23 protein-coding genes are annotated in these 24,922 nt (G+C 64.7%); 11 read left to right on the top strand and 12 right to left on the bottom strand.

Going from position 1 to position 24,922, the window contains the following annotated elements; translation table 11 throughout:
* Positions 1–8: 8 nt before the first annotated feature.
* Positions 9–860: an IclR family transcriptional regulator gene (locus tag C8348_RS02925; protein WP_106751775.1), complete on the top strand. Its 852-nt coding sequence runs from the start codon at positions 9–11 to the stop codon at positions 858–860.
* On the opposite strand, the gene C8348_RS02930 is transcribed toward C8348_RS02925, so the two are convergent.
* The 9 genes from C8348_RS02930 to C8348_RS02970 form a co-directional block, all read right to left on the bottom strand.
* Positions 848–1,327 (bottom strand): RidA family protein, encoded by a 480-nt coding sequence (locus C8348_RS02930; RefSeq protein ID WP_106751776.1) that lies wholly within the window; start codon positions 1,325–1,327, stop codon positions 848–850. The genes C8348_RS02925 and C8348_RS02930 overlap by 13 nt on opposite strands.
* Complete coding sequence (locus tag C8348_RS02935) at positions 1,321–2,289, bottom strand: ABC transporter ATP-binding protein (protein WP_106751777.1); 969 nt, start codon at positions 2,287–2,289, stop codon at positions 1,321–1,323. The genes C8348_RS02930 and C8348_RS02935 overlap by 7 nt, the downstream gene beginning before the upstream one ends.
* A complete protein-coding gene (locus C8348_RS02940; protein WP_106751778.1) occupies positions 2,286–3,305 on the bottom strand; it encodes an ABC transporter ATP-binding protein in 1,020 nt (339 codons plus the stop codon). The genes C8348_RS02935 and C8348_RS02940 overlap by 4 nt, the downstream gene beginning before the upstream one ends.
* Positions 3,302–4,414, bottom strand: a complete 1,113-nt coding sequence (locus tag C8348_RS02945) for an amidohydrolase/deacetylase family metallohydrolase (RefSeq protein WP_106751779.1) — start codon at positions 4,412–4,414, stop codon at positions 3,302–3,304. Before C8348_RS02945 ends, C8348_RS02940 begins: the two co-directional genes overlap by 4 nt.
* Positions 4,415–4,418: 4 nt before the next feature.
* Complete coding sequence (locus C8348_RS02950) at positions 4,419–5,279, bottom strand: ABC transporter permease (RefSeq protein ID WP_106751780.1); 861 nt, start codon at positions 5,277–5,279, stop codon at positions 4,419–4,421.
* Positions 5,280–5,292: 13 nt separating this feature from the next.
* Positions 5,293–6,234 (bottom strand): ABC transporter permease, encoded by a 942-nt coding sequence (locus C8348_RS02955; protein WP_106751781.1) that lies wholly within the window; start codon positions 6,232–6,234, stop codon positions 5,293–5,295.
* 335 nt (positions 6,235–6,569) lie between these two features.
* Positions 6,570–8,105 carry an ABC transporter substrate-binding protein gene (locus tag C8348_RS02960; protein ID WP_106751782.1) on the bottom strand — a complete coding sequence of 512 codons (1,536 nt, stop codon included), beginning with the start codon at positions 8,103–8,105 and terminating at the stop codon, positions 6,570–6,572.
* Between the two features lie 336 nt (positions 8,106–8,441).
* Positions 8,442–9,065: a DUF418 domain-containing protein gene (locus tag C8348_RS02965; RefSeq protein ID WP_157950367.1), complete on the bottom strand. Its 624-nt coding sequence runs from the start codon at positions 9,063–9,065 to the stop codon at positions 8,442–8,444.
* Between the two features lie 14 nt (positions 9,066–9,079).
* A complete protein-coding gene (locus C8348_RS02970; protein ID WP_106751784.1) occupies positions 9,080–9,550 on the bottom strand; it encodes a DUF418 domain-containing protein in 471 nt (156 codons plus the stop codon).
* Between the two features lie 81 nt (positions 9,551–9,631).
* On the opposite strand from C8348_RS02970, the gene C8348_RS02975 reads away from it, so the two are divergent.
* From C8348_RS02975 to C8348_RS02990, 4 genes are all read left to right on the top strand, one after another.
* Positions 9,632–10,267, top strand: coding sequence for a TetR/AcrR family transcriptional regulator (locus tag C8348_RS02975; RefSeq protein WP_198646904.1), 636 nt, complete (start codon positions 9,632–9,634; stop codon positions 10,265–10,267).
* A gap of 79 nt (positions 10,268–10,346) precedes the next feature.
* Positions 10,347–12,263: a PhoX family protein gene (locus C8348_RS02980; protein WP_106751786.1), complete on the top strand. Its 1,917-nt coding sequence runs from the start codon at positions 10,347–10,349 to the stop codon at positions 12,261–12,263.
* Positions 12,264–12,443: 180 nt separating this feature from the next.
* Entirely contained in the window at positions 12,444–13,601 is a 1,158-nt protein-coding gene (locus C8348_RS02985) for a serine hydrolase domain-containing protein (protein WP_157950368.1), read from the top strand.
* Positions 13,598–13,972 carry a nuclear transport factor 2 family protein gene (locus tag C8348_RS02990; RefSeq protein ID WP_106751788.1) on the top strand — a complete coding sequence of 125 codons (375 nt, stop codon included), beginning with the start codon at positions 13,598–13,600 and terminating at the stop codon, positions 13,970–13,972. Before C8348_RS02985 ends, C8348_RS02990 begins: the two co-directional genes overlap by 4 nt.
* A gap of 291 nt (positions 13,973–14,263) precedes the next feature.
* Here C8348_RS02990 and C8348_RS02995 read toward each other — a convergent pair whose 3' ends face one another.
* The gene (locus C8348_RS02995; protein WP_106751789.1) at positions 14,264–14,872 is read right to left on the bottom strand and encodes an NUDIX hydrolase; all 609 of its coding nucleotides are present in this window, start codon (positions 14,870–14,872) and stop codon (positions 14,264–14,266) included.
* Between the two features lie 308 nt (positions 14,873–15,180).
* Between C8348_RS02995 and C8348_RS03000 the strand changes: the two genes are divergently transcribed.
* Positions 15,181–15,483: a GNAT family N-acetyltransferase gene (locus C8348_RS03000; RefSeq protein ID WP_106751790.1), complete on the top strand. Its 303-nt coding sequence runs from the start codon at positions 15,181–15,183 to the stop codon at positions 15,481–15,483.
* 223 nt (positions 15,484–15,706) lie between these two features.
* Here C8348_RS03000 and C8348_RS03005 read toward each other — a convergent pair whose 3' ends face one another.
* On the bottom strand, positions 15,707–17,032 hold the full coding sequence (locus C8348_RS03005; protein ID WP_106751791.1) for a GH1 family beta-glucosidase: 1,326 nt from the start codon (positions 17,030–17,032) through the stop codon (positions 15,707–15,709).
* A gap of 5 nt (positions 17,033–17,037) precedes the next feature.
* The gene (locus tag C8348_RS03010) at positions 17,038–18,075 is read right to left on the bottom strand and encodes a LacI family DNA-binding transcriptional regulator (RefSeq protein WP_106751792.1); all 1,038 of its coding nucleotides are present in this window, start codon (positions 18,073–18,075) and stop codon (positions 17,038–17,040) included.
* A gap of 261 nt (positions 18,076–18,336) precedes the next feature.
* Between C8348_RS03010 and C8348_RS03015 the strand changes: the two genes are divergently transcribed.
* The 5 genes from C8348_RS03015 (at position 18,337) to C8348_RS03035 (ending at position 24,885) form a co-directional block, all read left to right on the top strand.
* Positions 18,337–19,689, top strand: coding sequence for an ABC transporter substrate-binding protein (locus C8348_RS03015; protein WP_106751793.1), 1,353 nt, complete (start codon positions 18,337–18,339; stop codon positions 19,687–19,689).
* 311 nt (positions 19,690–20,000) lie between these two features.
* Positions 20,001–20,996 (top strand): carbohydrate ABC transporter permease, encoded by a 996-nt coding sequence (locus C8348_RS03020; RefSeq protein ID WP_106751794.1) that lies wholly within the window; start codon positions 20,001–20,003, stop codon positions 20,994–20,996.
* Positions 20,996–22,123 (top strand): carbohydrate ABC transporter permease, encoded by a 1,128-nt coding sequence (locus C8348_RS03025; protein ID WP_106751795.1) that lies wholly within the window; start codon positions 20,996–20,998, stop codon positions 22,121–22,123. The genes C8348_RS03020 and C8348_RS03025 overlap by 1 nt, the downstream gene beginning before the upstream one ends.
* 17 nt (positions 22,124–22,140) lie before the next feature.
* On the top strand, positions 22,141–23,763 hold the full coding sequence (locus C8348_RS03030; protein WP_106751796.1) for an alpha-glucosidase family protein: 1,623 nt from the start codon (positions 22,141–22,143) through the stop codon (positions 23,761–23,763).
* 36 nt (positions 23,764–23,799) lie between these two features.
* On the top strand, positions 23,800–24,885 hold the full coding sequence (locus C8348_RS03035; RefSeq protein ID WP_106751797.1) for an ABC transporter ATP-binding protein: 1,086 nt from the start codon (positions 23,800–23,802) through the stop codon (positions 24,883–24,885).
* The last annotated feature ends 37 nt before the right edge of the window (positions 24,886–24,922 follow it).

A 24,922-nucleotide genomic window follows, 5' to 3' on the forward strand; every position in this document is an offset into this window, starting at 1 on the left:
AAGAACAAATGTTCTCCAGGAGTTTTGCAGTGACCATCGATCAGACAGCCGAGGCGAGTGAGAAGGGCGTCAAGTCCCCGCGCAAACGGGCCCATGGCATTGACCGCATGCTGGAAATTCTCGACACGCTGTGCGCCGAGGAACGCGAGCTGACGTCCTACGAGATCGCCAAGCTCGTCGGCGCACCGATCTCCACCATCTATACGCTTGTTGCCGAAATGGTCGAGCGCGGCTTGCTGAGCCGGCGCGTGGGCAACACGGTCTGGCTTGGCCCGCGCACGCTGCGCTATGGCATCGCCTTTGAGAAGGGCACCAACCTGCTGGCGCTGGCACGCCAGGAGATGCACACGCTGGCGCGGCAACTGGGCGAGACGGTTCAGGTCTGCGTGCGCGATGAGGACATGATGGTCGTGGCCGCCATGGCCGACGGAATCGGGCATTTCCGCGTGACGTCGGATGTCGGCACCCGCGTGCCGCTGAACTGGACCGCGTCCGGCCGCCTTCTGGTCGGGCATCTGCCGGCAGGCGAGCGGCTGGCGGTGTTTTCCGCCTGCAACCGTCCGTCGCCGACCGCCCGGGCCGAAACTGACCCGAGCCGCCTGACGGTGCAGGCCGAGGAGGACTTCAACAACCGCCTGTCGATCCAGATCGGTCAGTCCGACTATGCTGTCGCCTGCATTGCCTCGCCGATCCGCGACGCGTCCGGGGCTTGCGTTGCGACGATCTCGGTCGTGCTGCCGGAGCAGCGGGCGAACGAGCGGCGGGATGAAATCTGCGATGCTGTCCGCGATGCCGCTGCCCTGATCGAAACGCAGGCCGGTGTCGAGCATGGCGGTCAGCGCAAGTCTCATTCCGGGTGAACCAGGAACACAGCCTCGACTTCCACGGTGATCTGCCGAGGCAGCGAGGCGACGCCGAAGGACGACCGGGCATGGCGGCCAGCCGCCGGCCCGAACACCTCCATGAAGAGGTCTGAACAGCCGTTGATGACGGCGGGGTGGTCGCAGAACGTGTCGATTGCGTTGACCATGCCGAGGACCTTCACGACACGGCGGAAGCGCGTCCAGCCGCCGAGTTCGGCGTGTACGGCTGACAGGATGTTCATGCCGACAAGGCGGGCGTGGGCATAGGCTTCCTCGACACTGACGTCCCGCCCGACCTTGCCGGTGTGCAGGCTGCCGTCGAGTTCGACGGGACCCTGGCCGGAGATGTAGAGCAGATTATCGACCAGCAACGCATTGGCGAAGGTGCCGATCGGCGTCGGCGGCGCAAGGGGGATGCCGGTACCGGCCAGGCGCTCGGAAATCTCGATGGGTGTGATCAGCATGAAACGGTCTCGTTGAGGCGCAGGCAGGCGGCGGTGACGGAGGCGGCAACGGGCTGCGGCGTGGGGAGGATGTGACGGCAATCGTCCATGGCCACCGGGCAGCGGGTATGGAAGACACAGCCGGGGGGCGGATTGAGCGGGCTCGGGATATCGCCCATGAGCATGACATCGGCGCGCGGCACGAGCGGATCGGGCACGGGCGCGGCGGCAAGCAGGGCCTTGGTGTAGGGGTGGTTCGGCGCGGCATAGATGCTGCGGCAGTCGCCTGCCTCCATCACCCGGCCGAGATAGAGCACGGCGACGGCCTCGCACAGATATTCCACCACCGACAGGTCATGGGCGATGAACAGCATCGTCAGTCCGCGCTTTTGGCGCAAGTCATTGAGCAGGTTGAGGATCTGCGCCTGGACCGACACGTCGAGCGCGGACACGGATTCATCGGCGACGATGAAGTCCGGGTCGACGGCGAGCGCCCGGGCAATGCCGATGCGCTGGCGCTGGCCGCCGGAGAATTCATGCGGGAAGCGGTCGAGCTGGTCGGGGCGCAGGCCCACTTCCTCCAGCAGCGCGGCGGCGCGATCACGGCGCTCCGTCCGCGTCCGCCCGATGCCGTGGGCGATCAGGGCCTCGCCGATGATCTCGTGTACGCGCATGCGCGGATTGAGGCTGGAGAAGGGATCCTGGAAGACGATCTGCATGCGCTTGCGCATCGCCTTCATGTCGCGGGGATTCAGCTTGGTGATGTCGGTGCCGTCGAAGAAGACTTCGCCCGACGTTGGCTCGATGAGCCGCAACACGCAGCGCCCGAGGGTGGTCTTGCCGGAGCCGGATTCGCCGACGAGGCCGAGGATCGAGCCGCGCGGAATGTCGAGACTGACATCGGTCAGGGCCCGGACCTTGCCGCCCGGCGTCTCGAACACCTTGGTGACGTTGCGGAGCGAGAGAAGCGGGGTGGCGGTCATGCGCTTTGCCTCATCTTCCAGCAGCGGGTCATGTGGTCGGCACCAAGCGCCGCCAGCCGTGCCGGCTCGCGGCAGGTCGGTTCGCTGCTGGCGCAGCGCGGCGCAAAACTGCAGCCGACGGGCAAATCAACAGGCGAGGGCACGGAGCCGGGAATGGCCGTCAGCGGCAGCCGGCTGCCATCGGCGGCAAAACCACGGGCAGCGCTCGGGATCGAGCCGAGCAGACCTGTGGTATAGGGATGGCTCGGCTTGGCAAACAGGGGGCGGACGGCGCCCTGCTCGACAACCTCACCCGCATACATGACGGCAACCTCGTCGGCCATCTCCGCCACCACACCCATGTCGTGGGTGATGAACAGGATCGACATGCCGAGATCCTTTTGCAGCCGTTGCATCAGGCGCAGGATCTGGGCCTGGATGGTCACGTCCAGCGCCGTCGTCGGCTCATCGGCGATCAAGAGGCGCGGATTGCAGGCGAGCGCAACGGCGATCATCACGCGCTGACGCATGCCGCCGGACATGGAATGGGGATAGTCCCACATGCGCCGGGCAGCGGCCGGGATCTCGACCAGCTCCAGCAGCTCCCGCACCCGGGTCTGCAGCGCCTGGCCCTTCAGGCCGAGGTGCAGCGTCAGCATCTCGCCGATCTGGTCACCGACCCGCATCAAGGGGTTGAGCGAGCTCATCGGCTCCTGGAAGATCATCGAGATCTCGCCGCCACGCACGCCGCGCATGGTGCGGGCGTCGGCCTTGGCAAGGTCGAGAATCTCACCCGCGCGGGTGCGGTACAGGACCGAGCCGCCGACGATCTGGCCCGGTGAGGACAGAAGACGCAGGATGGACAGCGAGGTGACCGACTTGCCGGAGCCGGACTCGCCCACCAACGCGAGGGTCTTGCCCTCGCGCAGGGTGAAGGTGACGTCCCGAAGCGCCGGAACGGTCCGGCTCTTGAAGATGAAGGAGGTCGAGAGATTGTCGACCTTCAGGACGATGTCGGGCGAGAGTTCCGCTGTCATGTCTTCCTCCGCCGCGCCGCATAGATCTCTGTGCCCAGCACGGCATGCTTGGGCAGGAACACCTTCGACAGGCGGCTGTGGTTGCCCATGCTGTCGGAAACCGGCTCGTCGGCGTCTTCGATGGTGAAGACGGTGAAGTCGGCACGGTCGCCAATGCCCGGCTCGCCGAGGCCCATGACGGAGCGCGGGTTGGTGGTGATGCCGGTGATGCACTGCTCGAGGGTGAGGCCGGCCATCATCAGCTTGGACACGGTCGTCGCAAGGTCATGCACCGGACCGTCGATGTTGTTCTGGTGCAGGTCGGTCGAGATGGAGAAGGGGATCAGGCCTTCGCCGATGGCGCGCTGGGCAACGGCGAAGTTGTAGGAAGCGGCGCCATGGCCGACATCCATGCGCACGCCGGAGCCGGCGATATCCTTGGCCATCTGCATCAGGGCGGGCGTGTCGGTGATGGAGCCGGTGCGCTTGCCGTTGAAGCAGTGGGTGACGATGTCGCCCTCGGTGAGGATGGCGAAGACTTCGTCGATCATCGGCAGCGGCTCGCCGACATGCACCATCAGCGGCAGGCCGCAGATTTCGGCAACACGCTTGGCGATCTTGGCCGGGCCGATGCCCCAGGCGCCCGTGATGACGCCGCTGGCGCGGACCTTGATGCCGCAGATCACGTCGCGGTTCGCCTCGACGACGGCCAGCGTCCGGTCGACGTCGACGAAGCGCAGGTCAACCAGTTCCGGCACGCGGTTGCAGGCGACGATGCCGATGGAGCCGATGTTGAGGAAGGCTCTCACCGTCTCCGGCTGCTTCTCGATGACATATTCGCGCAGACCATGGAACGCCGCCTCGCCGGAGGACCCGGCGTCCGCCATCGCGGTCACACCATGCGAAACGCCGCAATAGTCGGCACGCACGGAAATGTCGGTGCCGCCATACCAGACATGCACGTGCAGGTCGGCCCAGCCCGGCGACAGGTAGGCGCCGCCCAGATCGATGGTCTCGGCCCCGGCCACCGGCGCGGCAACGATCCGGCCGTTGGCATCGATGTGGAGCGCGGCACCCGGGTTGCGGGCAAAACCGATGGCGCGGAAATTGGTGAGGGTACGGGCAGTCATGGTCTCAAAGGTCCTTGGAGAGGCGCGGATCGAGGGCATCGCGCAGGCCGTCACCGGCGATCTGCAGCGACAGGACGGACAGCGTGATGGCCAGGCCCGGGAAGAGGATCAGCCAGTCGGCGGTGCCAATATACTGCCGGCCGCCGTTGATCATCGAGCCCCAGGTCGGGGTGGAGGGATCGACGCCGACGCCGAGGAAGGAGAGGCCCGCCTCGGCCAGCATCGAATAGGCAAAGATGAAGGTCGCCTGCACTATCACGGGCGAGACCATGTTGCGCAGGATATGGTGCACGAGGATGCGCCAGGTGGAGGTGCCGAGTGCCCGGGCCGCTTCCACATAGGGAAGCTCGCGGATGACCAGTGTTGCCGCACGCACGACACGGGCGACGCGCGGGGCATAAACGATGGACAGCGCCAGGATCAGGTTGGCGAGCGAGCCACCGAGGACCGCCACCAGCGAGATCGCCAGAAGAATGTCCGGGAAGGCCATCATCGCGTCGACCAGCCGGCTGACCGGCGCGTCGAGCTTGCGGAAGAAACCGCCGGTGAGGCCAAGGACGATGCCGATGATCGACGCCAGTACGGCGGTGCCGATGCCCACGATCAGCGACACGCGCCCGGCGTAGATCAGCCGGGTGAAGACATCGCGGCCGAACTCATCCGTGCCGAACCACCACTCCGCACTCGGCGGCTTGAGGCGGTTGCGCACGGACATCACGCCCGGATCATGCGGGGCGATGACATCGGCAAAGACGGCGGCAAACAGCACGACTGCCAGGATGGCAAGCCCGAGGGCCACCGACCGGCGCTGGATGAGCACCTTGAACAGGCTGGGAGCAGCGACTGCCGCGGAAGCACCGGCCATGACAGGCTCCTTTTCAATATTTCACGCGGGGATCGATGGCCAGATACAGCATGTCGATCAGGAAATTGACGAAGACATAAAGCGCAGCCACGACGATCAGCGCGCCCTGGATGGTCGGATAGTCGCGCCTGAGCACCGCACCCACCACCAGCGAGCCGATGCCCGGCAGGTTGAAGACACGCTCGGTGACGACGGCACCGGAAATGAGCAGCGCGAAGGTGAGGCCCACCACGGTGACGATCGGGATCAGCGCGTTCTTGAAGGCATGCTTCAGGACGACGCGGGACTCGCTCATGCCCTTGGAGCGGGCGGTGCGGACGAAATCCTCCGACAGCACGTCCAGCATCGAGGCGCGGGTGAAGCGGATGATCAGCGCGGAATTGACGATGCCGAGGACGATGGCCGGCATGATCAGATAGGTCATGCGCTCAAAGAACCCGGCTTCCGGCGGACCGTAGCCGGACACGGGCAGAAGACCCAATTTGCTGCCGAGCTGCTGCTGGATGATCAGGCCGAGCCAGAAGGACGGTACTGAGGCAACCAGAATGGCGGTCGACAGGGTGCCCTGGTCGAACAGCGAGCCGCGGGTGTAGGCGGAGGCAATGCCGACGGGCAGGGCGATGGCGACGGCGATGAGGATCGAGAACAGCGTCAGGAACACGGTCGGTTCCGCGCGGGCGATCAGAACATCGGCAACCGGCTGGTTGAAGAAGATCGAGGTGCCGAGGTCACCCTGCAGGACGTTGGCGATGAAGCCGAGGTACTGCACGATGATCGGCTGGTCGAGGCCAAGCCGGCTGCGCAGGGCGGCGATGTCGGCGGCGGTGGCTTCGGGGCCGAGCATCAGGGCAGCCGGGTCGCCCGGCGCGAGGCGGACAAGCACGAACACCAGCGTCAGCACGATGAAGATCACCAGTGCCATGCCGGCAAATCGCTTCAGGATGTAGTTGGCCATGGGCTGGACCTCTGGCGGTGAAGTTTGGTTTCCAAGGCGACGCCGACGATCGGTTCATCGGCGCTGCGGAACGTCTGGCGATGGTCCTTGCCCCGAGCCCTCTCCCCCCTTGAGGGGGAGATGCCCCCGTCAGGGGGCAGAGGGGGGTATGCGGACTGTCCGACTTTCGAGAGGTGGCTTTGCGTTGAAGCGCTGCTACCCCCCCCCCCCCCCCTCTGTCTGCTATCGCAGACATCTCCCCCTCAAGGGGGGAGAGGACCCCCGGGTATGCCCTCAGGACCTGTCGGCGGGGGCATCCCCCGCTGCACAAACAGCAGGGGAATCCCAAACGCTCGTCAGTTGCCGACCTGTGCGTTCCAGAAGAACGGCCACGGGGTCGGGGCGACGCCGGTGAGGCCCTGCTTCTTGCCCATCAGGGCATTGAAGCCGCCAACCTTGTAGAAAGGCACCTCGGTGTAGACGAGCTTCTGCAGATCAGCGAAAGCCGCCTGGCGGGCAATGGGATCGCTTTCGCCGGTCAGGCGGGCGTAGATCGCATCGCGGTCGGCGTTGGCCCAGCCAATCGGCGAGTTCTCGACATAGAGGTTAGTGAGGGTCGGCTCGGGCAGGAACGGCGAGTGGGTGATGAAGATGTCCCACAGGTCCGGATTGCCACGGCGCTCGATGAGGGTTGCCCATTCGACGACGTCAAGCTGGACGGTGAAGCCTGCAGCTTCAAGATTCACCTTGGCAACTTCCGCCATCTTGAAGTGGAACTCGTACTGGCGCGAGGTCAGGATGCGCAGCGGCTCACCCTTGTAGCCCGCCTTGGCAAGGATTTCCTTGGCCTTTTCCGGGTTGGCCTGGGCATAGAGCTCCTTGCCCTCTTCGTTGTTCCACGGATACTGTTCCGGGAACAGGGCCGCGTCGACGACGAAGTACTTGTCGTCACCAAAGGCGGCGAACAGCATGTCATCCGGCGACAGGGCTGCCTGTACCGCCTGGCGGACGGCAAGCTCGGTGCCCAGGCCCTTGCGCATGTTGAAGGCAAAGATCGGCCAGCCGAAGGGGCGCAGCAGCACCGGCTCGACGCTGGCACTGTCGGCAAGGCGGCCATAGGCCTCGGTTGGCAGGCTGTCGGCGAAGGCGAACTGGCCGGAGACCAGACCCTCGACGCGGGTGTTGGCATCAGGCACAGGAACGAAGCGGATTTCGTCCAGCGTCTGCATGCGGGCACCGGAGCTGCCGCTGGCCGGTTCGGAACGCGACTTGAAACCGTCGAACTTGCCGAGCTGGATGTAGCGGTCCGGCGCATGCTCGATCAGCTTGTAGGGGCCGGTGCCGACCGTGGCCGACAACTTCTCGCCGAGGATCTCCTGCGGCACCACGATGGCAGCAGAGTTGGAGAAGGCCAGCAGCGACAGGAGCGGCGAGTAAGGCTTGTTCAGCTTGATCACGACAACGCTCGGGCCTTCGGCCTCGATGCTGTCGATCATGCCGGCGACAGACTTGCCGCGCGCGGCGACGGTGGTCCAGCGCTTCAGCGAATCCACCACATCGGCGCTGTCCATGGCTGAGCCGTCGTGGAAGGTGATGCCCTCGCGCAGCGGGATCTTGTAGGTCTTGCCGTCCTCGGAAATGAACGGCAGCGCGTCGGCCAGCAGCGGCGCGACATCCCAGTTTTCATCGAACGTGTAGAGCGTCTCGTAGAAATGCTGGGTCACGATGCTGACCACGTCGGCGGTGGACATCATCGGGTCGAGGGTGGGCGGCTCGCCGATAATGGCGACATCCAGCGTGCCGGCGGCGAAGCCGAGGGCTGTGGAGCCAAGGAAGGCGGCGAGAGTAAACGAGGCAAGGCGGCCGGAACGGCCAGACAGGATCCGGGTCATGTCATTCTCCTGGAAGGTTTATTCGTTATAAGAGAATATATGTTGTTGCAGTGAAATGCTGGCAGTGACCGGCGGTGCTGTCAAGCCGCTGACGGACGTGGATCGTCCTGTTTGGGGCGTGGACGAGACAGGCCCGAGGTGCCACAGCCTGCCGCCGAGTGGCAAAACGGCTTTATTTGCCGAGGCTTCCGGCCCCGCTTCGCAGGTGCAGCATGAGGGCTCAAAAAAACAACGGGCGCCAACGGGTGGGACCGTTGGCGCCCGTTGTGCCAGAAGCCGGCAACGGGGGTGGGGAACCTGGGCAGCCGTTGCCGGACTTCGCGACCTCTGCGTGTGTCAGCGGCTGCCGGTGATGGCGCGCAGGACCTCTTCAAGTGGCCCGCGCCGGAACTGGATCTGCCAGACGCGGGCAAAGAGCATGGTCGCCAGGCAAACGGCGAGGGCGGTGACCAGATAGCCCGCAGAACCCATCTGCGCCCCGAGGCCTAAGCCATAGCCAGACACCAGAACGCCGCCAATCAGGCCTTGCAGGACGTAGGTCGTAAGCGAGCTTTTTCCCGTTGCGACAAAGGCTTGTGGGAAGTGAACACGACGGGCGAGTTCGACGATTGCAACAAGATAGGCCGTCGACAGGAACAGGGCGCCGAGCGGCCCGAGCGCCATGCCCGCAACGGCGGACCAATCCGGCGCCTCCGGCGTGAGGTTGGCTTCGGCGATGGCATAGCCGAGGCTGAGCGTGAGGCCTGCCAGCGTGATCGGGATGATCTTCCGGCGCAGCCACAGGTAGTGCGGATTGTCCTGCTGCAGCAGCCCGGCCCGGGCGCCGGCAAGGCCAAGGCAGAAGGCGGCGAAGGCGGCCGGTCCGTTGAACAGCACGACAAAGCTGAAGGTGATGGGCCAGTCAATCTGCCGGTAGGCGACCGCGTCCATGAAGGTGACAATGTCTGGACCTTCGGGCATGTCGCCAAACTCGATCAGGTAAAGGCTGCCCAGAGCCACATAGGCGAGCGCGGCAACGGGACCATCGCCAGTGCCAGCCTGACAAGGCGCGGACCCGACCAGCCGAGAAACGGCCAGATCAACAGTCCGAGAAGGGCATATAGCACCAGGATGTCGCCGGTGTAGACGAAGAGCGCATGCAGCGCACCAAGCAGCAGCAGGCCGAACAGGCGGCGGGCATAGCGGTGGGCAAAGGACTGCCCATCACGGAGAGCGGCAGCCTGCTGGCCAACAATGCCCCAGCCGAACATGAAGGCAAACAGCGGGAAGACCTTGCCTTCCAGCAGCCACACATTGGCGAAATAGACGATCTCGTCCAGCCTGGTCGGCTCGCGCAGCGGCTCGGGGGCATCATAGAGGGCGAGAATCGGCAGGTTGACGATGCAGATGCCGACAAGTGCGAAACTGCGCAGCAGATCAACTTCGGGGTTGCGGGGGGGCGCCATGACGCTATCCTGACTTGAGCAAGCGCTCAGCTAGTTATTGAGCGGATGCTCAATTGTCAAGGCTGCAACCAGGAGGTTGGGATGGCCAAGGACGTGACCAGAGAGGACGGGCAGGAGGCTCGCCCCCGGATCAGCGCCGATGCGCGCAAGGCCCTGCTTGTCGCGGCCACCGCCGAACTGTTGTTCGAGCGCGGGTTCAGCGGCACGAAGACGCGGGATGTAACGGAGCGCTGCGGCGTCGGCACCGGCCTTCTGAACCACTATTTCACCTGGGCCGAGCTTCGTGCTCAGGCCTTTGCCGGGATCTATGCCGAAGTGGTGGCCGAGCAGTTCCACGCCGGGACGCCGCCGCTGCCGCTGCTCGATGCCTATCTTCGGACTACATTCAGTCCGCGGGCCGTGCCCTACCTGCGGCTGTGGGTCGAGGCAACCGAGCTGTCGGCAGAAGACCGGGTGCTGGCTGCCGTTCTGGAGCAATGCCAGCGGGCCTTTCTGGATGGATTGACGGGTCTTCTCACCAAACTGGTGCAGGAGGAGGGCTGGCGGCTGCCCGATCCGGCAGCGACGGCGCTGCGCTTGTCCGCAATGCAGGATGGGCTGGCGGGACTGCTGCTGTGGCGATTCCCCGGGGTAAATGCGCAGATGGCGGAGGCGCAGATGCGCTGCCTGGTCGACTTGGAGCGGGGCCTGCCGCAGTCCGCCGTCATTCCGTTGTGACGCAGCTGCGATAAGGCAGGTCGGGAGACACCGGGATCGCTCCCCGTCTCCCAACAAGCCAGCTTTTCGGAGGCCAGCCATGACCGAGATCAACAAGAACGACCTGTCCTGGGATGAATGGGACGAACTGCAGACCCCGCCGCCGGCAGTGACGGATTTCGACAAGGTGGTTGAATCGGCCCTGTCGCGCCGCGGGTTCCTGGGCGGCATCCTGGCCATGGGGTCGGCTGCAGCGGCCATGGGGTCCCTCTCCGGTGTTGGCGCCCTGATGTCGAGCACCTCGGCGGAAGCCTCGACCTCGCGCTTTGCCTTCAAGCCGATCACCATTGCCACCGATAGCACGATCCATGTGCCGGAAGGCTACACCTGGGACGTGCTGGCCAAGTGGGGTGACCCGCTGTTTTCGAGCGCCGCTCCCTTCAGCGACGAGACCGGCGGTGACGCTGCCTCGGCCGACAAGATCTTTGGCGAGAACACCGACGGCATGGAACTGTTCGTGATCGGCAACCGCCAGGTGATTGCCGTCAACCACGAATATGTGAACCCGGAAATCAACCTGCCGAAGAACGACAAGGGCACGCCGGCGAGCGCCGAAGACGTCATGAAGCTGCAGAACCTGCAGGGCGTCACCGTCATGGAAGTGGCGGAAGGCGAGAACGGTTGGGGCATCGTCGTCGACAGCCCGTTCAACCGCCGCATCACCCATCTGACTCCGATGAAGATCTCCGGTCCGGCCGCCGGCTCTGACCTGCTGAAGACCGAAGCCGATCCGACCGGCACCCAGAGCCTCGGCACCTTCAACAACTGCGGCGCCGGCAAGACTCCGTGGGGCACCTATCTGACCTGCGAGGAAAACTTCAACGGCTACTTCGGCACCACCGACGCGGCCTTCAAGCTGCCGGACGACTACAAGCGCTACGGCATTTCGGCTGAAACCCGCTATGCCTACGAGAAGTTCGATCCGCGCTTTGATGTGGCTAAGAACCCGAACGAGCCGCGCCGCGCCGGCTACGTGGTCGAGATCGACCCGTCCGACGCCAGCTCGACCCCGGTGAAGCGCACTGCGCTTGGCCGTATCAAGCACGAGAACGCGGCCGTCGTCATCGCCCGTGACGGGCGCGTGGTCGTCTACATGGGCGACGATGAGCGCGGCGAGTTCCTCTACAAGTATGTCTCCAACGACGTCTATGTTCCCGGTGGCGACACCTCGAAGCTGCTCGACGAAGGCATGCTGTATGTCGCCAGGTTCTCCGACGAAGGCATCGGCGAGTGGCTGGCGCTGACCCCGGAAACGACCGGCATGAAGGCGGACGAGATCGCTGTCTTCACCCGTCAGGCGGCCTCCAAGGTGGGCGCGACCACCATGGACCGTCCGGAATGGGTTGCGGTCAATCCGGTCGCCATCGAAGCCTATTGCTGCCTGACCAACAACACCCGCCGCGGTGAAGTGAAGGACGGCAAGATGCGCACCAACGCCGGCGGCGACGAGATGACCGTGAATGCGGTCAACCCGCGCGAAAAGAACGGCTATGGCCAGATCGTGCGCTGGTATCCGGCAAACAATGACCACGCGGACGCCGCGTTCAAGTGGGACCTGTTCGCGATGGCCGGCAACCCGGTCGTCCACAAGGACAGCGCCTATGCCGGGTCGCAGAACATCAACGACGGCAACATGTTCAACTCGCCGGACGGCATGATGTTCGACACCACCGGCCTCGTCTGGATCCAGACCGACGGCGAAGACAGCAACGAGGGCGACTTTGCTGGTCAGGGCAACAACCAGATGCTGGCAGGTGACCCGGTCACCGGCCGTATTGAGCGCTTCCTCACCGGCCCGAAGGGCTCGGAAGTGACCGGCCTGACCTGGTCCGCTGACAAGCGCACCATGTTCGTCGGCATCCAGCACCCCGATGCTCCGTTCCCGGAAGGCGAAGGCAAGCTGCCGCGCTCGGCCATCATCGCCGTCAAGCGTCAGGACAATGCCCTGGTTGGCTGAGGCCTGGCGGACTGGACTGAAGACAAGGGAGGGCGCGCCGGTGGCGCGCCCTTTTGTTTGACCGTTGATGCTCCAGTTGCTGTCACCCCGGACCACACTGACGCGATGCCTTCGCAATTTTGACGTGTTCTCTGACTACGACTTCGTTCTGGCGATGCAGCATTGCCGGAGGACAGGACCGTGGACCCACAGCTGCCAGTCGTACGATCGCAGACGCTGCGCCCCCTGGCCGTCCCCCCACATCCGGCGCTGATCGGCTTTGTCGAGGGAGCAACGCGAAGCGGGCGGTTGCCGGCGGTGGCCGCAGGGGTCTGGCAGGAGGGGCAGGGCCCAATGCTGGCCACGAGTGGCCGCAGGTCGGCATCCGCCAAGGTCGCCGTGACCGACAGTGACCGCTGGCACATCGGCTCGATCACCAAGTCGATGACCGCGCTGCTGTTGATGCGGCTGGGGAGCCGGCACGGGGTAACGCTGGAAACGCCGCTGGCCGATCTGGTCAGCTTGCCGTTGCACGAGACGCTGAAGCCGGTGACCCTGAGGCTCCTGCTGGCGCACCGGGCCGGACTGACCGCGAACCCGCCGACAGCGCAGGCATTCCCAAGACATGGGCCGGTGACCCATGGCGCGGCCCATGGCCCCGAGCGGGATGCCATGATCGCGCCCTTTCTGCTGAAACCGGTGAACCCGGGCAAGCACAGCTATTCCAACATCGGTTACATGCTCGCCGGCCATATCGCCGAACGGCTGGGCGCAGACAGCTACGAGACCTTGATGCGGGCCGAGATTGCGGCTCCGCTCGGGCTCGAAAGCTTCGGCTTTGGTCCGCCGCGCGGGCAAGGGCCGCTGGACGAGCCACTTGGCCATACATCGCTCCTCGGCTTCTTCCGCAGGCCCGTGCCGAGCGACTCCATTCGCGCGGACCTCGCGGCTTGCCTTGCGCCGGCCGGACTGGTGCATCTGTCGATGGGTGATCTCCTCAGCTATGGCGCTGCCGTCTTGCGGCTGGCGCGCGGCGAGGACGGGATCATTTCCGCCGCCAGCTTCGCTGACCTCACACGCAGTCCCGACGACTACGCCGGTGGTTGGGTCAAGGGAGAGGAGCCCTGGTCGAACGGTCCGTTCCTGGGCCACAATGGCTCAAACCAGCGCTGGTACGCCGATCTCACGATCCTGCCGGGCAAGGGACGGGTGCTGGCCTTTGCCACCAATGTCTTCGGCCTGCCCGGCTTTGGCGCTGCCATGCGCTGGCGTGGAATTGCAGCGGTTCGCGATGAGGTGACGTCTCAGCCGGCCTCCGGTGCAAGTTCCAAGCGTAGCGAGCAAAGGCTCGTGCCATGACCAAAGTTCCCCTCCTCAAGGACATTCAGTTGCTGGAAGAGGCGCTGTACCGGCCGGAGATCCGGCGCTCGCGAGAAGCGGTCGGAAGTTTGCTCGCGGATGGCTTTTTCGAGTTTGGTTCATCCGGGCGCGTCTACGACCGCGCCCACACCATCGAGCTTCTCGCCTCGGAAAGCGGTGCGGTAGAAAGCGGCTTGAAGACACAGGACCACGCCCTGACGTTGCTCGCAGAGGGAGTGGTCCTTCTGACTTACCAATCGGAAAGCACGTCCGAAAACGGGTTGCCGCGACGGGTGTTGCGAAGCTCTATCTGGAAGCAGGATGATGCACGGTGGCGGATGGTTTTTCATCAGGGCACGGTGAGAGAGTAAGCGTGGACTCCTGAAGGCGAGGGCAAGCCGCCGCGCCCTTTTTGTTTCAAGGTCATTGCTCCAATGGCTGTCACCCCGGACGAGCAACGCGAGATCCGGGGCCTACTCGTTTCCAGAGCAGTGCCGTATTGCCAGACACTGCCACACTGCGACGAGTGCACCTATGGGCCCGATGGTGCGAAGGATACGGCGCTCTGGAAACGAGTAGGCCCCGGGTCTCCGCTGCGCTGCGCCCGGGGTGACACCGGAGAGGTCGAGTATTGCCCTCAAGCTCAGGGCGCGTCGGATTTCTTAAGCGCGGAAGACCGTCAGGGCGAGATGATAGAGGAGCAGGATGGTCTTGGCGTCGGGGATGCGGCCGGCGGCGACGAGGCCCATGACCTCGTCAAAGGGCAGGTCGAGCACGGTGATGTCCTCGCCCTCATCCGCCTTGCCGCCGCCGTCGGAGATGCGGTCGGCCGGGGAATAGGGGGCGATGAAGAAAGTGAGGCGTTCGGTGACGGAGCCGGGGCTCATGAAGGGGGCAAACAACTGCTCGACGGGGCCGAGCCGGTAGCCGGTCTCTTCCTCCACCTCCAGCCGGATGCGCGTTTCCGGATCGGCATTGTCAAGGAGGCCGGCCGGGGCCTCGATCAGCTCCTCCGCATGGCCGCTGACGAGCGCCGGCAGGCGGAACTGGCGGGTGAGCAGCACGTGGCGGCGCACCGGGTCATAGGGCAAAAGCACGGCACCGTGGCCCCGGTCATAGACCTCGCGCACCTGCGGCTGCCAGTCGCCGTCGGAGCGGCGATAGCGGAAGCCGTATTTCGTCAGCCGTCCCCAGTTCGCGGACAGAAGCTCCTGCGTGTCGATCTCGACGCGGCCTTCGAGCGAGGCACCAAGGAGGGCGGGCTTGTCCATGTGAACACCTTCAGACAGTTCGGCAACGCCGCGACGCGCGGCAGCATGACCGCCAGAGGGCTTGGAAATCCGGCCAGGATCAAGCCGGAACCTGCGGCGGATTCGTTTTCTGCAAAGGACAGTGACGATCAGGACACATCTATTCGAGGCGAGACAGTGCGCAAGAATAAAACATCATCGTCTTCTAAATGGTGGACAATGTGTCCGTCGTCAGAGGGCTGGCGCAGGTGAAGCCGGTCTGCGAGGTTTCTCGCATGACATCAAGGGCGCGTGACTTGCGCGCCAGGTGAACAGGACGGAGGGAAGCGATGAGTGATGTGGGTGTGACCATTCGCGAAGAACGCGGCGCTGGCCGGGGCCGCTTCGTCGGGACTGTCGAAGGCGCAGAAGGCGAGGCGGAGATCACGTTCTCGATCGTCAATGACGGCCTGATCATCGCCGACCACACCGGCGTGCCGGACAGCATGCGCGGCATGGGCGTCGGCCAGAAACTGGTGGCGCATATGGTGGAAGCCGCGCGTGCCGGTCAGTTCCGCATCGTGCCGCTGTGCCCCTTCGTCAACGCCCAGCGCCAGCGCCACAAGGAGTGGGCTGACGTGTTCCAGGTGTGAGCATCCGGCGCCATTGGTTGCTGAAATACGCCGTTGCATCATCCCGGACGCAGCGAAGCGGAGATCCGGGACCGGAGAGCCAAGGTGTTTCGCAGGCGGGGTCGCGGACCCACCGCGTCCTCGGCTCTCCGGTCCCGGCTCTCGCGTTGCTCGGCCGGGATGACGTTGGAGAGGTCGAGGCTTTCCCGCAAGATTGCGCCGCTAACTTGTCTGCCTGTTCTCCCTAGCGCGCGAGGGCCTGGCGCAGGGCGTGGTAGGAGGCCTTGGGGGTGCGGGCGAGGGTATCGAAATCGACATGGACGACGCCGAAGCGTTTCTCGTAGCCGAGCGACCATTCGTAATTGTCCATGAGCGACCAGACGAAATAGCCGGCGACCGGAACGCCGGCAGACGCGGCCCGGCGCACGGCCTCGAGATGGCTGGCGATATAGGCGATGCGGCCGGCATCCTCCACCGCGCCGCCCTCGATCACGTCCGGATTGGCCATGCCGTTCTCCGTCACGTAGAGCGGCAGGCCCCTGGTGTAGTCGGCGTGGGTGCGCTTGAGGAAATGTTCGAGCCCCTCGGGATAGATTTCCCAGCCCATCTGCGTCTTCGGCAAGGGGCCGTCGACCTCGCGCAAGGACGGCCAGGGGCTGGCCGGATCGGCGGCGATGAGCTTGCGGGTGTAGTAGTTGAGCCCGCACCAGTCGACCGGCGTGCCGATGACGTCGAAGTCGTCCTGCCAGCCCGCCGGCATGTGCGGCAGGAAGGCTTCCAGCACCTCCGCCGGGTATTCCTTGCGGAACATGCCCGACAGGAACCAGCGATTGTAGTAGCCGTCATAGACCCGGGCGGCCTCCATGTCGGCGGCACTGTCGCTGGCGGCCTGGGCATACTCGAAATTGCAGACCGCGCCGAGATTGCCCATGCCCAGCGCCCGCATGGCCTGTATCGCGCGGCCGTGCGCCAGCAAAACGTGGTGCATGGCGCGCGCGGTGGCGCGGATGTCGCGCAGGCCGGGGGCGTGGTGGCCCATGAAATGCGACAGGAAGGCCACGCACCACGGCTCGTTGATGGGGGCGGCCGACCAGACGCGGTCGCCGATGCGGCGCATGATGACGTCGGTGTAGTCGGCGAACCAGCCGGCGATGTCACGGTTGCGCCAGCCACCGAGATCGAGCAGCGGCGAGGGCAGTTCCCAGTGATAGAGCGTGACGGCGGGCTTCAGGCCGCGCTCCAGCAGCCCGTCGACCAGGCGGTCATAGAAGTCGAGCCCCTCGACATTGACCTGGCCGCGGCCCTCGGGAATGACGCGGGCCCAGGAGGTGGAGAAGCGGTAGACGTCGAAATTGCCATCGCGGATCAGGTCGAGATCCTGATCGAGGCGCAGGTAATGCTCGCAGGCGCGCGTACCATTCTCGGCCCGCACGACATTGCCGGGCGTTGCGGCAAAGTCATCCCACTGGGTGCGGCCCGCGCCGCCAAAGCCATGACCTTCGATCTGGTAGCTCGAGGTTGCCGCGCCGAACAGGAAGCCGGACGGGAAATCAGAACGGGTGACGAGCATGACACTCAGGTCCTTGCAGGGGCTGGAACGGGGCCGGTGGACTGGCCGATGATCAGTTCGGCTTCCAGCAGGCGGGTCTGGGGTTCGCCGGAGGGATCCGTGATGAGCGAGAGCAGGATTTCCGCCGCCTGCCGCCCAGCCTCGCGCACGGAGGAGCGCGTGGCGGTGTAGATCGGCACGTCCTCGCCATTCTTCATGTAGCTGAGATCGTCATCGTGAATGATGATCGAGACATCGCGGCCAATCCTGAGGCCCCGCTCCTCGACGGCGCGGCGCACGCCCATGCCCGAGATCATCGAGGCAACCAGGAAAGCCGTCGGCGGCTCGGGCAGCGCCAGCATGCTCGCGGCCATGGCGTGGCCCCGGCCTTCCGTCATCTCGGCACTCGACATCAGCTCTGGCGCCGGCATCAGGCCGCGTGCTTCCTGCGCCTCGGTAAAGCCAATGCGGCGGCGCATGGCGAAATCCATGAACTCGAGCCCGTTGACCAGCGCGATGCGGCGGTGGCCGAGATCCAGCAGGAAATCGGTGGCGCGGCGGAAGGCACGGCGGTTGTTCACGTCGAGCCAGGAGTAGGGCGTCTGGCTGCCGCTGGCCCGCCCATGCACAACGAAGGGCAGGCCGATCTCCGTGAGGAGGCGCACGCGCGGATCATCCATGCGCGGACCATGCACGATCACGCCGTCGACGGTTCCCCGCGCCTTCAGCTCGCGGTAGGCCGCCTCCTCGTCATTGTCGGGCACGACAGACAGGACCATGTCGTAGCCATTGCGGGAATAGGTTTCGCCCGCTCCTGCAATGAAGTCGGCAAAGACCGGGTTCACCATCTCGTGCTTGTTGGCGATCGGGATCACATGGCCGATGGCCATGGCACGGCCGGTGGCAAGGCGCTGGGCGCGGGAGTTGGGGCGGTAGTTGAGCCGTTTGGCGGCAGCCATGACCCGTTCGCGCGTGGCCTCGTTCACCTCCGGATAGCCGTTGAGTGCCCGGCTGACGGTGGTGGGGGACAGGCCCAGCTGACGCGCGAATTCCTTGAGGTTCATTGGGTCCGATTTTCCAAAGCGCTTTGAAGACTGCGCAACTTTAGCGGCGTCGCGCCGTTGCGTCAAAGGGTTGGGTCATCTGATCATGTTGCGTCGCACAAGAAACGAGACAGTATTGCTGGCCTTTTCGGATTCTTTTTTGGTCCCAATTGACTCTGCGTCGGCAATCGGCGAGTGTGCCGCATCCAAAGCGGTTTGAATTTGTCGCCGCGACGGACTGTGCACGCCGCGCTCGGCGTGCTCGCAACTGGGAGGTTAGCGATGAAGAGCGTATTTCTGGCGGGTGCGGCTGCACTTGCCCTGATGGCCGGCCCCGCCGCAGCGCAGGAGCTGAAATTTGCGCCGGGTCAGGATGCCAAGTTCAACTGGGCAAGCTACGAGGCGCTGAAGTCTCAGGACCTCAAGGGTCAGGAGATTTCGATCCTTGGTCCCTGGCTTGGGCCGGACAAGGAGCTGATCGAGAGCGTCATCGCCTATTTCGAGGCCGCGACCGGCGCGAAGGTGAATTACTCCGGCTCCGACAGCTTCGAGCAGCAGATCGTCATCGACACCGAAGCCGGGTCTCCGCCCAACATTGCCGCTTTCCCGCAGCCGGGCCTGGTGCGCGATCTTGCCGCCAAGGGGCAGATTGCGCCGCTTGGTCAGGCAACGTCCGACTGGCTGCGCGACAACTACGCGGCCGGCCAGTCCTGGGTGGACCTGTCCACCTTCAAGGGCAAGGACGGCAAGGATGACCTCTACGGCCTCTTCTTCAAGGTCGATGTGAAGTCGCTCGTCTGGTACGTGCCGGAGAACTTCGAGGACGCGGGCTATGAAGTGCCCAAGACCATGGAAGAGTTGAAGGCGCTGACCGACAAGATCGTGGCTGATGGCGGCACGCCCTGGTGCATCGGTCTGGGCTCGGGCGCTGCCACCGGCTGGCCGGCCACGGACTGGGTCGAGGACATGATGCTGCGCACCCAGTCGCCTGCCGACTATGACGCCTGGACCTCGAACGGCATGAAGTTCGATGATCCGAAGGTGGTGGCGGCCATCGAGGAGTTCGGCTACTTCGCCCGCAACGACAAGTATGTCGCGGGCGGTGCCGGTGCTGCTGCCTCGACCGACTTCCGCGATAGCCCGAAGGGTCTCTTCACGTCGCCGCCGCAGTGCTACATGCACCGCCAGGCCTCGTTCATTCCGGCCTTCTTCCCGGACGGGACCAAGGTTGGCGAGGATGTCGACTTCTTCTACTTCCCGGCCTATGCAGGCAAGGATCTCGGCCAGCCGGTGCTGGGGGCAGGCACGCTGTTCTCCATCACCAAGGACAGCCCGGCTGCCCGCGCGTTCATCGAGTTCCTGAAGAGCCCGATCGCGCATGAAGTCTGGATGGCGCAGAAGGGCTTCCTCACCCCCTACAAGGGCGTGAACACGGATGTCTATGGCGATCCGACCCTGAAGAAGATGGGTGACATCCTTCTGGGTGCCAGCACCTTCCGCTTCGACGGGTCCGACCTGATGCCGGGTGCCATCGGCGCCGGCGCCTTCTGGACCGGCATGGTCGACTACACCGGCGGCAAGGACGCGAAGGTGGTTGCCGGCGAGATCCAGAAGACCTGGGACGCCCTGAAGTAAGGGCTGCGCGCCAGCGCTGACAGTCTGCAACTTGATCATTCCGGACCGGGCAAGGTTCGGTCCGGGATGGCATTAAAGCGGCTTTTCTGCCCGTGCCGGAACACCTCCGGGTCATCCCCGCCTTGTGCGGGGATCCACCTTCTCTTGCCGGTGAACTGAGGGATTCGGGTCTGGTTCTCCGCTGCATGGATCCCCGCACAAGGCGGGGATGACCGGGGAGGGGCGTGCACCGGAAAGACAGGCCCTTTCGCCAGTTGACGGCTGGAAAAACAAGTAACTGCGCGGAAAAGTGCAAGGCCCCGGGAGGACGCATGTTCGAGCAACTGATGATGGCGGGTTCGACCATCGTGGTCGGCGTGTTCGGCTGCGTGGCCTATTTCTTCGCCTCGAACCTCATTCTGGATCGGCTGTTGCCGGCCAGGGGGCCGAATGCCGGGGCGAACATCAACCGTGCCAATGCGGTCCGGCCCTGGCTGTTCCTGGCGCCGGCGGTGATCCTGCTCGGGCTCTATCTGGTCTATCCGGTGTTCGTCTCGATCTGGCTGTCGTTGCATGACAGCGGCGGTGACAGATTTGTCGGCCTTGCCAACTATTCCTGGCTGTTCCAGGACGGCAAATTCCGCGAGTCCATGCGCAACAACCTGTTGTGGCTGCTCGTGGTACCGGCTGCCTCGACATTCTTCGGGCTGATCGCGGCGGCGCTGACTGACCGTATCCGCTGGGGCAATTTCGCCAAGTCGCTGATCTTCATGCCGATGGCGATCTCCTTCATCGGGGCCTCGGTGATCTGGAAATTCATTTATGACTTCCGCGGTGAAGGTCAGGCGCAGATCGGACTGCTCAACGCTATCGTGGAGACGCTCGGCGGCACGCCGCAGACGTGGCTGACGCTCGACATTGCCAACAACTTCTTCCTGATGATGGTGCTGATCTGGATCCAGACCGGCTTTGCCATGGTGATCCTGTCGGCGGCCCTGCGCGGCATTCCGGAAGAGACAATCGAGGCCGCCATCCTCGACGGCGCCTCGCCGTTGCAGATCTTCCTCAAGATCAAGGTGCCGCAGATCTGGGGCACCATCGCCGTGGTCTGGACGACGATCACCATTCTTGTGCTGAAGGTGTTCGACATCGTGCTGGCCATGACCAACGGCCAGTGGGGCACGCAGGTTCTGGCCAATCTCATGTTCGACTGGATGTTCCGTGGCAATGACTCCGGCCGCGCCTCGACGGTGGCGCTGGTGATCATGCTGCTGGTGACACCGATCATGATCTGGAACATCCGCAACGCCCGCAAGGAGATGCGCTGATGGACAATATCGCGGGCACCCGGTCCAGGCTGGTCTGGGCGGTCAACCTGTCGGTGGTGGCGCTGGTGGTCTTGTGGACCATCCCGACATTCGGACTGCTGGTCTCCTCGGTGCGCAACGCGGACCAGATCGCCTCGTCAGGCTGGTGGCAGGCGCTGTTCCCGGCAACGCAGAACCTGATCGTGCGTGCCGCACCCGCCGAGAGCCAGAGCGAGGAAGCGGGCAAGTTCGTGCTGGCCGGCAATGCGCTGGAGGGAAGCTCCGGCACCGTTTCGGCTTTCGGCGCCAGCTCGCGTGAACCCACGGCCTTTGCGCCCGGCGACGTTGCCGACTTTGGCAGCGGCCAGACCTTGAGCGTTGCGGCGGACGGCAGCTACCGCATCGAAAGCCCGACCCGGTTCGAAGGGCGCAGTCCGCGCATCTTTGTGACGGCCCGCATGCCACCGTCCTTCACCAGCAGCAACTACGCCAAGGTGATTGGTGCCGAAGGGCTGGGCCGGGCTTTCCTCAACACCATGACCGTGACGATCCCGGCCACGGTCATCCCGATCCTGATTGCCGCCTTCGCCGCCTATGCGCTGGCCTGGATGGAGTTTCCCGGCCGCGCGCTGCTGATCGCGGCCGTCGTGGGCCTGCTGGTGGTGCCGCTGCAGATGGCGCTGATCCCGCTCCTGAAGCTGCACAACGCCATCGGCATCGGCAAGGACTACCTCGGCATCTGGCTGGCCCATACCGGCTTCGGCCTGCCGATGGCGATCTACCTCCTGCGCAACTACATGGTTGGCCTGCCGCGGGAGATCATTGAAAGCGCGAGAGTCGACGGGGCGACGGATTTCCAGATTTTCCTGAAGATCATTCTGCCGCTCAGCTTCCCTGCCCTTGCCTCTTTCGCAATCTTCCAGTTCCTCTGGACCTGGAACGACCTCCTCGTCGCCACCGTGTTCCTCGGCAACACCGAGAGCCAGCTGGTAATGACCGGCGTCCTGCGTGAGCTGCTCGGCTCCAAGGGCGGCGAGTGGGAAATCCTGGCGGCTTCGGCGTTCCTGTCGATCCTGGTGCCGCTGATCGTCTTCTTTGCCATGCAAAAGTATCTGGTGCGCGGCCTTCTGGCCGGCTCTGTCAAGTAAGCTGCGAGACTGTTTTCATGACGTATCTGACCAAGGACAAGGACTGGTGGCGTGGCGCGGTGATCTATCAGATCTATCCGCGCAGTTATCAGGACCTCAACGACGACGGGATTGGCGATCTGGCCGGCATTGTCTCGCGCCTGCCGCATATCGCCAGCCTCGGGGTGGACGGCATCTGGATCAGCCCGTTCTTCACCTCGCCGATGAAGGACTTCGGCTATGACGTGTCGGACTATTGCGATGTCGATCCGATGTTCGGCACGCTGGCCGATTTCGACCGGCTGATCGAGACCGCGCATGCGCATGGCCTCAAGGTCATGATCGACCTGGTGCTGTCGCACACGTCGGACAAGCACGCCTGGTTCGAGGAAAGCCGCCAGAGCCGCGACAACCCGAAGGCCGACTGGTATGTCTGGGCCGATCCGAAGCCGGATGGCACCGTGCCGACCAACTGGCTGTCGGTGTTTGGCGGTTCCTCCTGGCACTGGGACGGGCGGCGCGAGCAGTATTACCTGCATAACTTCCTCGTCTCGCAGCCGGACCTCAACTTCCACAATCCGGCGGTGCAGGACGCGCTGCTCGACGTGGCCGGCTTCTGGCTGAAGCGCGGCGTCGACGGGTTCCGCCTCGACACCATCAACTTCTATTTCCACGACAAGGAACTTCGGGACAATCCGCCGCTGCCGAAGGACCAGCGCAACACGCTGACGGCACCAGCTGTGAACCCCTACAATCACCAGCTCCATCTCTACGACAAGAACCAGCCGGAGAACCTGGGCTTCCTGCGCCGCCTGCGCGCGGTGATGGAGCCTTACAGCGCGGCGGCCGTCGGCGAGGTCGGCGACAGCCAGCGCGGGCTGGAGATCCTGGGCGAATACACCCGCGGCAATGATCTCATGCAGATGAGCTATGCCTTCGAGTTCCTGGCGGGAGCCGGATTGACGGCGCCTTATGTGGCGAACGTGTTCGAGCATTTCGACCGGGTCGCCTCGGAAGGCTGGGCCTGCTGGGCCTTCTCCAACCATGACGTGGTGCGCCACATCAGCCGCTGGAACCTGACGCCGGCGGCGGCGCGCACCTATATCACCCTGCTGATGTGCCTGCGCGGCTCGGCCTGCATCTATCAGGGCGAGGAGCTGGGCCTGCCGGAGGCTGACGTTGCCTTCGAGGACCTGCAGGATCCCTATGGCATCGAGTTCTGGCCGAAGTTCAAGGGCCGCGATGGATGCCGGACGCCGATGGTCTGGCGCACGGACAATGGCTATGGCGGTTTCTCCAACACCAAGCCCTGGCTGCCGGTTCCGGCCGAGCACCTGCCGCTGGCGGCAGAAACACAGGAACAGGACGCTGGCGCGCTGGTGCATCACTATCGCCGTGCCATCGGCCTGCGGCAGGCACAAGTGGCGCTGAAGAAGGGAAGCCAGTCGGCAATGCGGGCCGAGGGCAATGTGCTCGTGTTCGAGCGCGAGGGCGGCGGCGAGACGCTGACCTGCGTCTTCAACCTGTCGGATACACCGGCGGATGTGACGCTGCCGGCGGGCCCGCGCGAGACCCTGGGTGAGGACATCGGCAGCATCGCGCCGCGTGATGGCGTCGTGCAGCTCGGCCCCTGGGGCGTGTCGATCACCCGCAAGGCCTGACAAGACCCGAAAGCAAGGGCGTAGGGAGGAACCACCATGGCCGATCTGAAGCTGACGGATGTCGCCAAGGCCTATGGCGACATCAAGGTGCTCGGCAACATCAACCTGGATATCAAGCAGGGCGAGCTGATCGTCTTTGTCGGGCCGTCGGGCTGCGGCAAGTCCACGCTCTTGCGCATGATCGCGGGGCTGGAGCGGATCAGCGGCGGCCGGCTGGAAATCGACGGCATGCTGATGAACGACGTGCCGCCGGCCCAGCGCGGCATCGCCATGGTGTTCCAGTCCTACGCCCTCTATCCGCACATGACCGTGCGCGAGAACATGGCCTTCGCCCTGAAGATCGCCGGCAAGAGCAAGGCCGAGATCGACGCGGCCGTCACCAAGGCGGCCGGGATCCTGCAGTTGACGCCCTATCTTGACCGGCTGCCCAAGGCGCTGTCCGGTGGCCAGCGCCAGCGCGTGGCCATCGGCCGGGCGATCGTGCGCGACCCGAAGGTCTATCTGTTCGACGAGCCGCTTTCCAACCTCGACGCGGCGCTACGTGTGGCGACCCGCATCGAGATTGCCCAGCTCAAGGAGCAGATGCCGCAGTCGACGATGATCTACGTTACCCACGACCAGGTGGAGGCCATGACGCTCGCCAGCCGCATCGTCGTGCTGGCCGGCGGCGGCATCAGTCAGGTGGGCACGCCGATGGACCTGTATCTGAAGCCCGAGAACGAGTTCGTGGCGCAGTTCATCGGCTCTCCTGCTATGAACCTGTTGCCGGGCGAGATCGTGGCGACGGGCACGGAAACCCATGTGCGGCTGGACAACGGCGGCATGGCCCGGGTGGCCATCGCCACGACGGCGGCGGACATGGGCCTGAAGGTCAATCTCGGTGTGCGGCCGGAAGATCTGACGGTCAGCGCTGAGCCCTCGATCTACACTGGTGAGGTGGAGATCACCGAGGCGCTGGGCGAGGTGACGCTGCTCTATTTCCGCAAGGACGCGGCCGGCCGGCAGATGGTCGCCAAGCTTCCCGGCATTCACGGCGACCTGAAGCACCGCAGCGTGCACCTGACCGCCGCCCCCGACAAGCTGCACCTGTTCCACGGCGGAAAGTCGCTGCTGTACCGGTGAGGGGAGGGGCTGACAGTTCCATTGAGGGATTAGAAGC

The sequence above is a fragment of the Pannonibacter carbonis genome (assembly GCF_003012935.1).
Lineage (GTDB): Bacteria > Pseudomonadota > Alphaproteobacteria > Rhizobiales > Stappiaceae > Pannonibacter > Pannonibacter carbonis.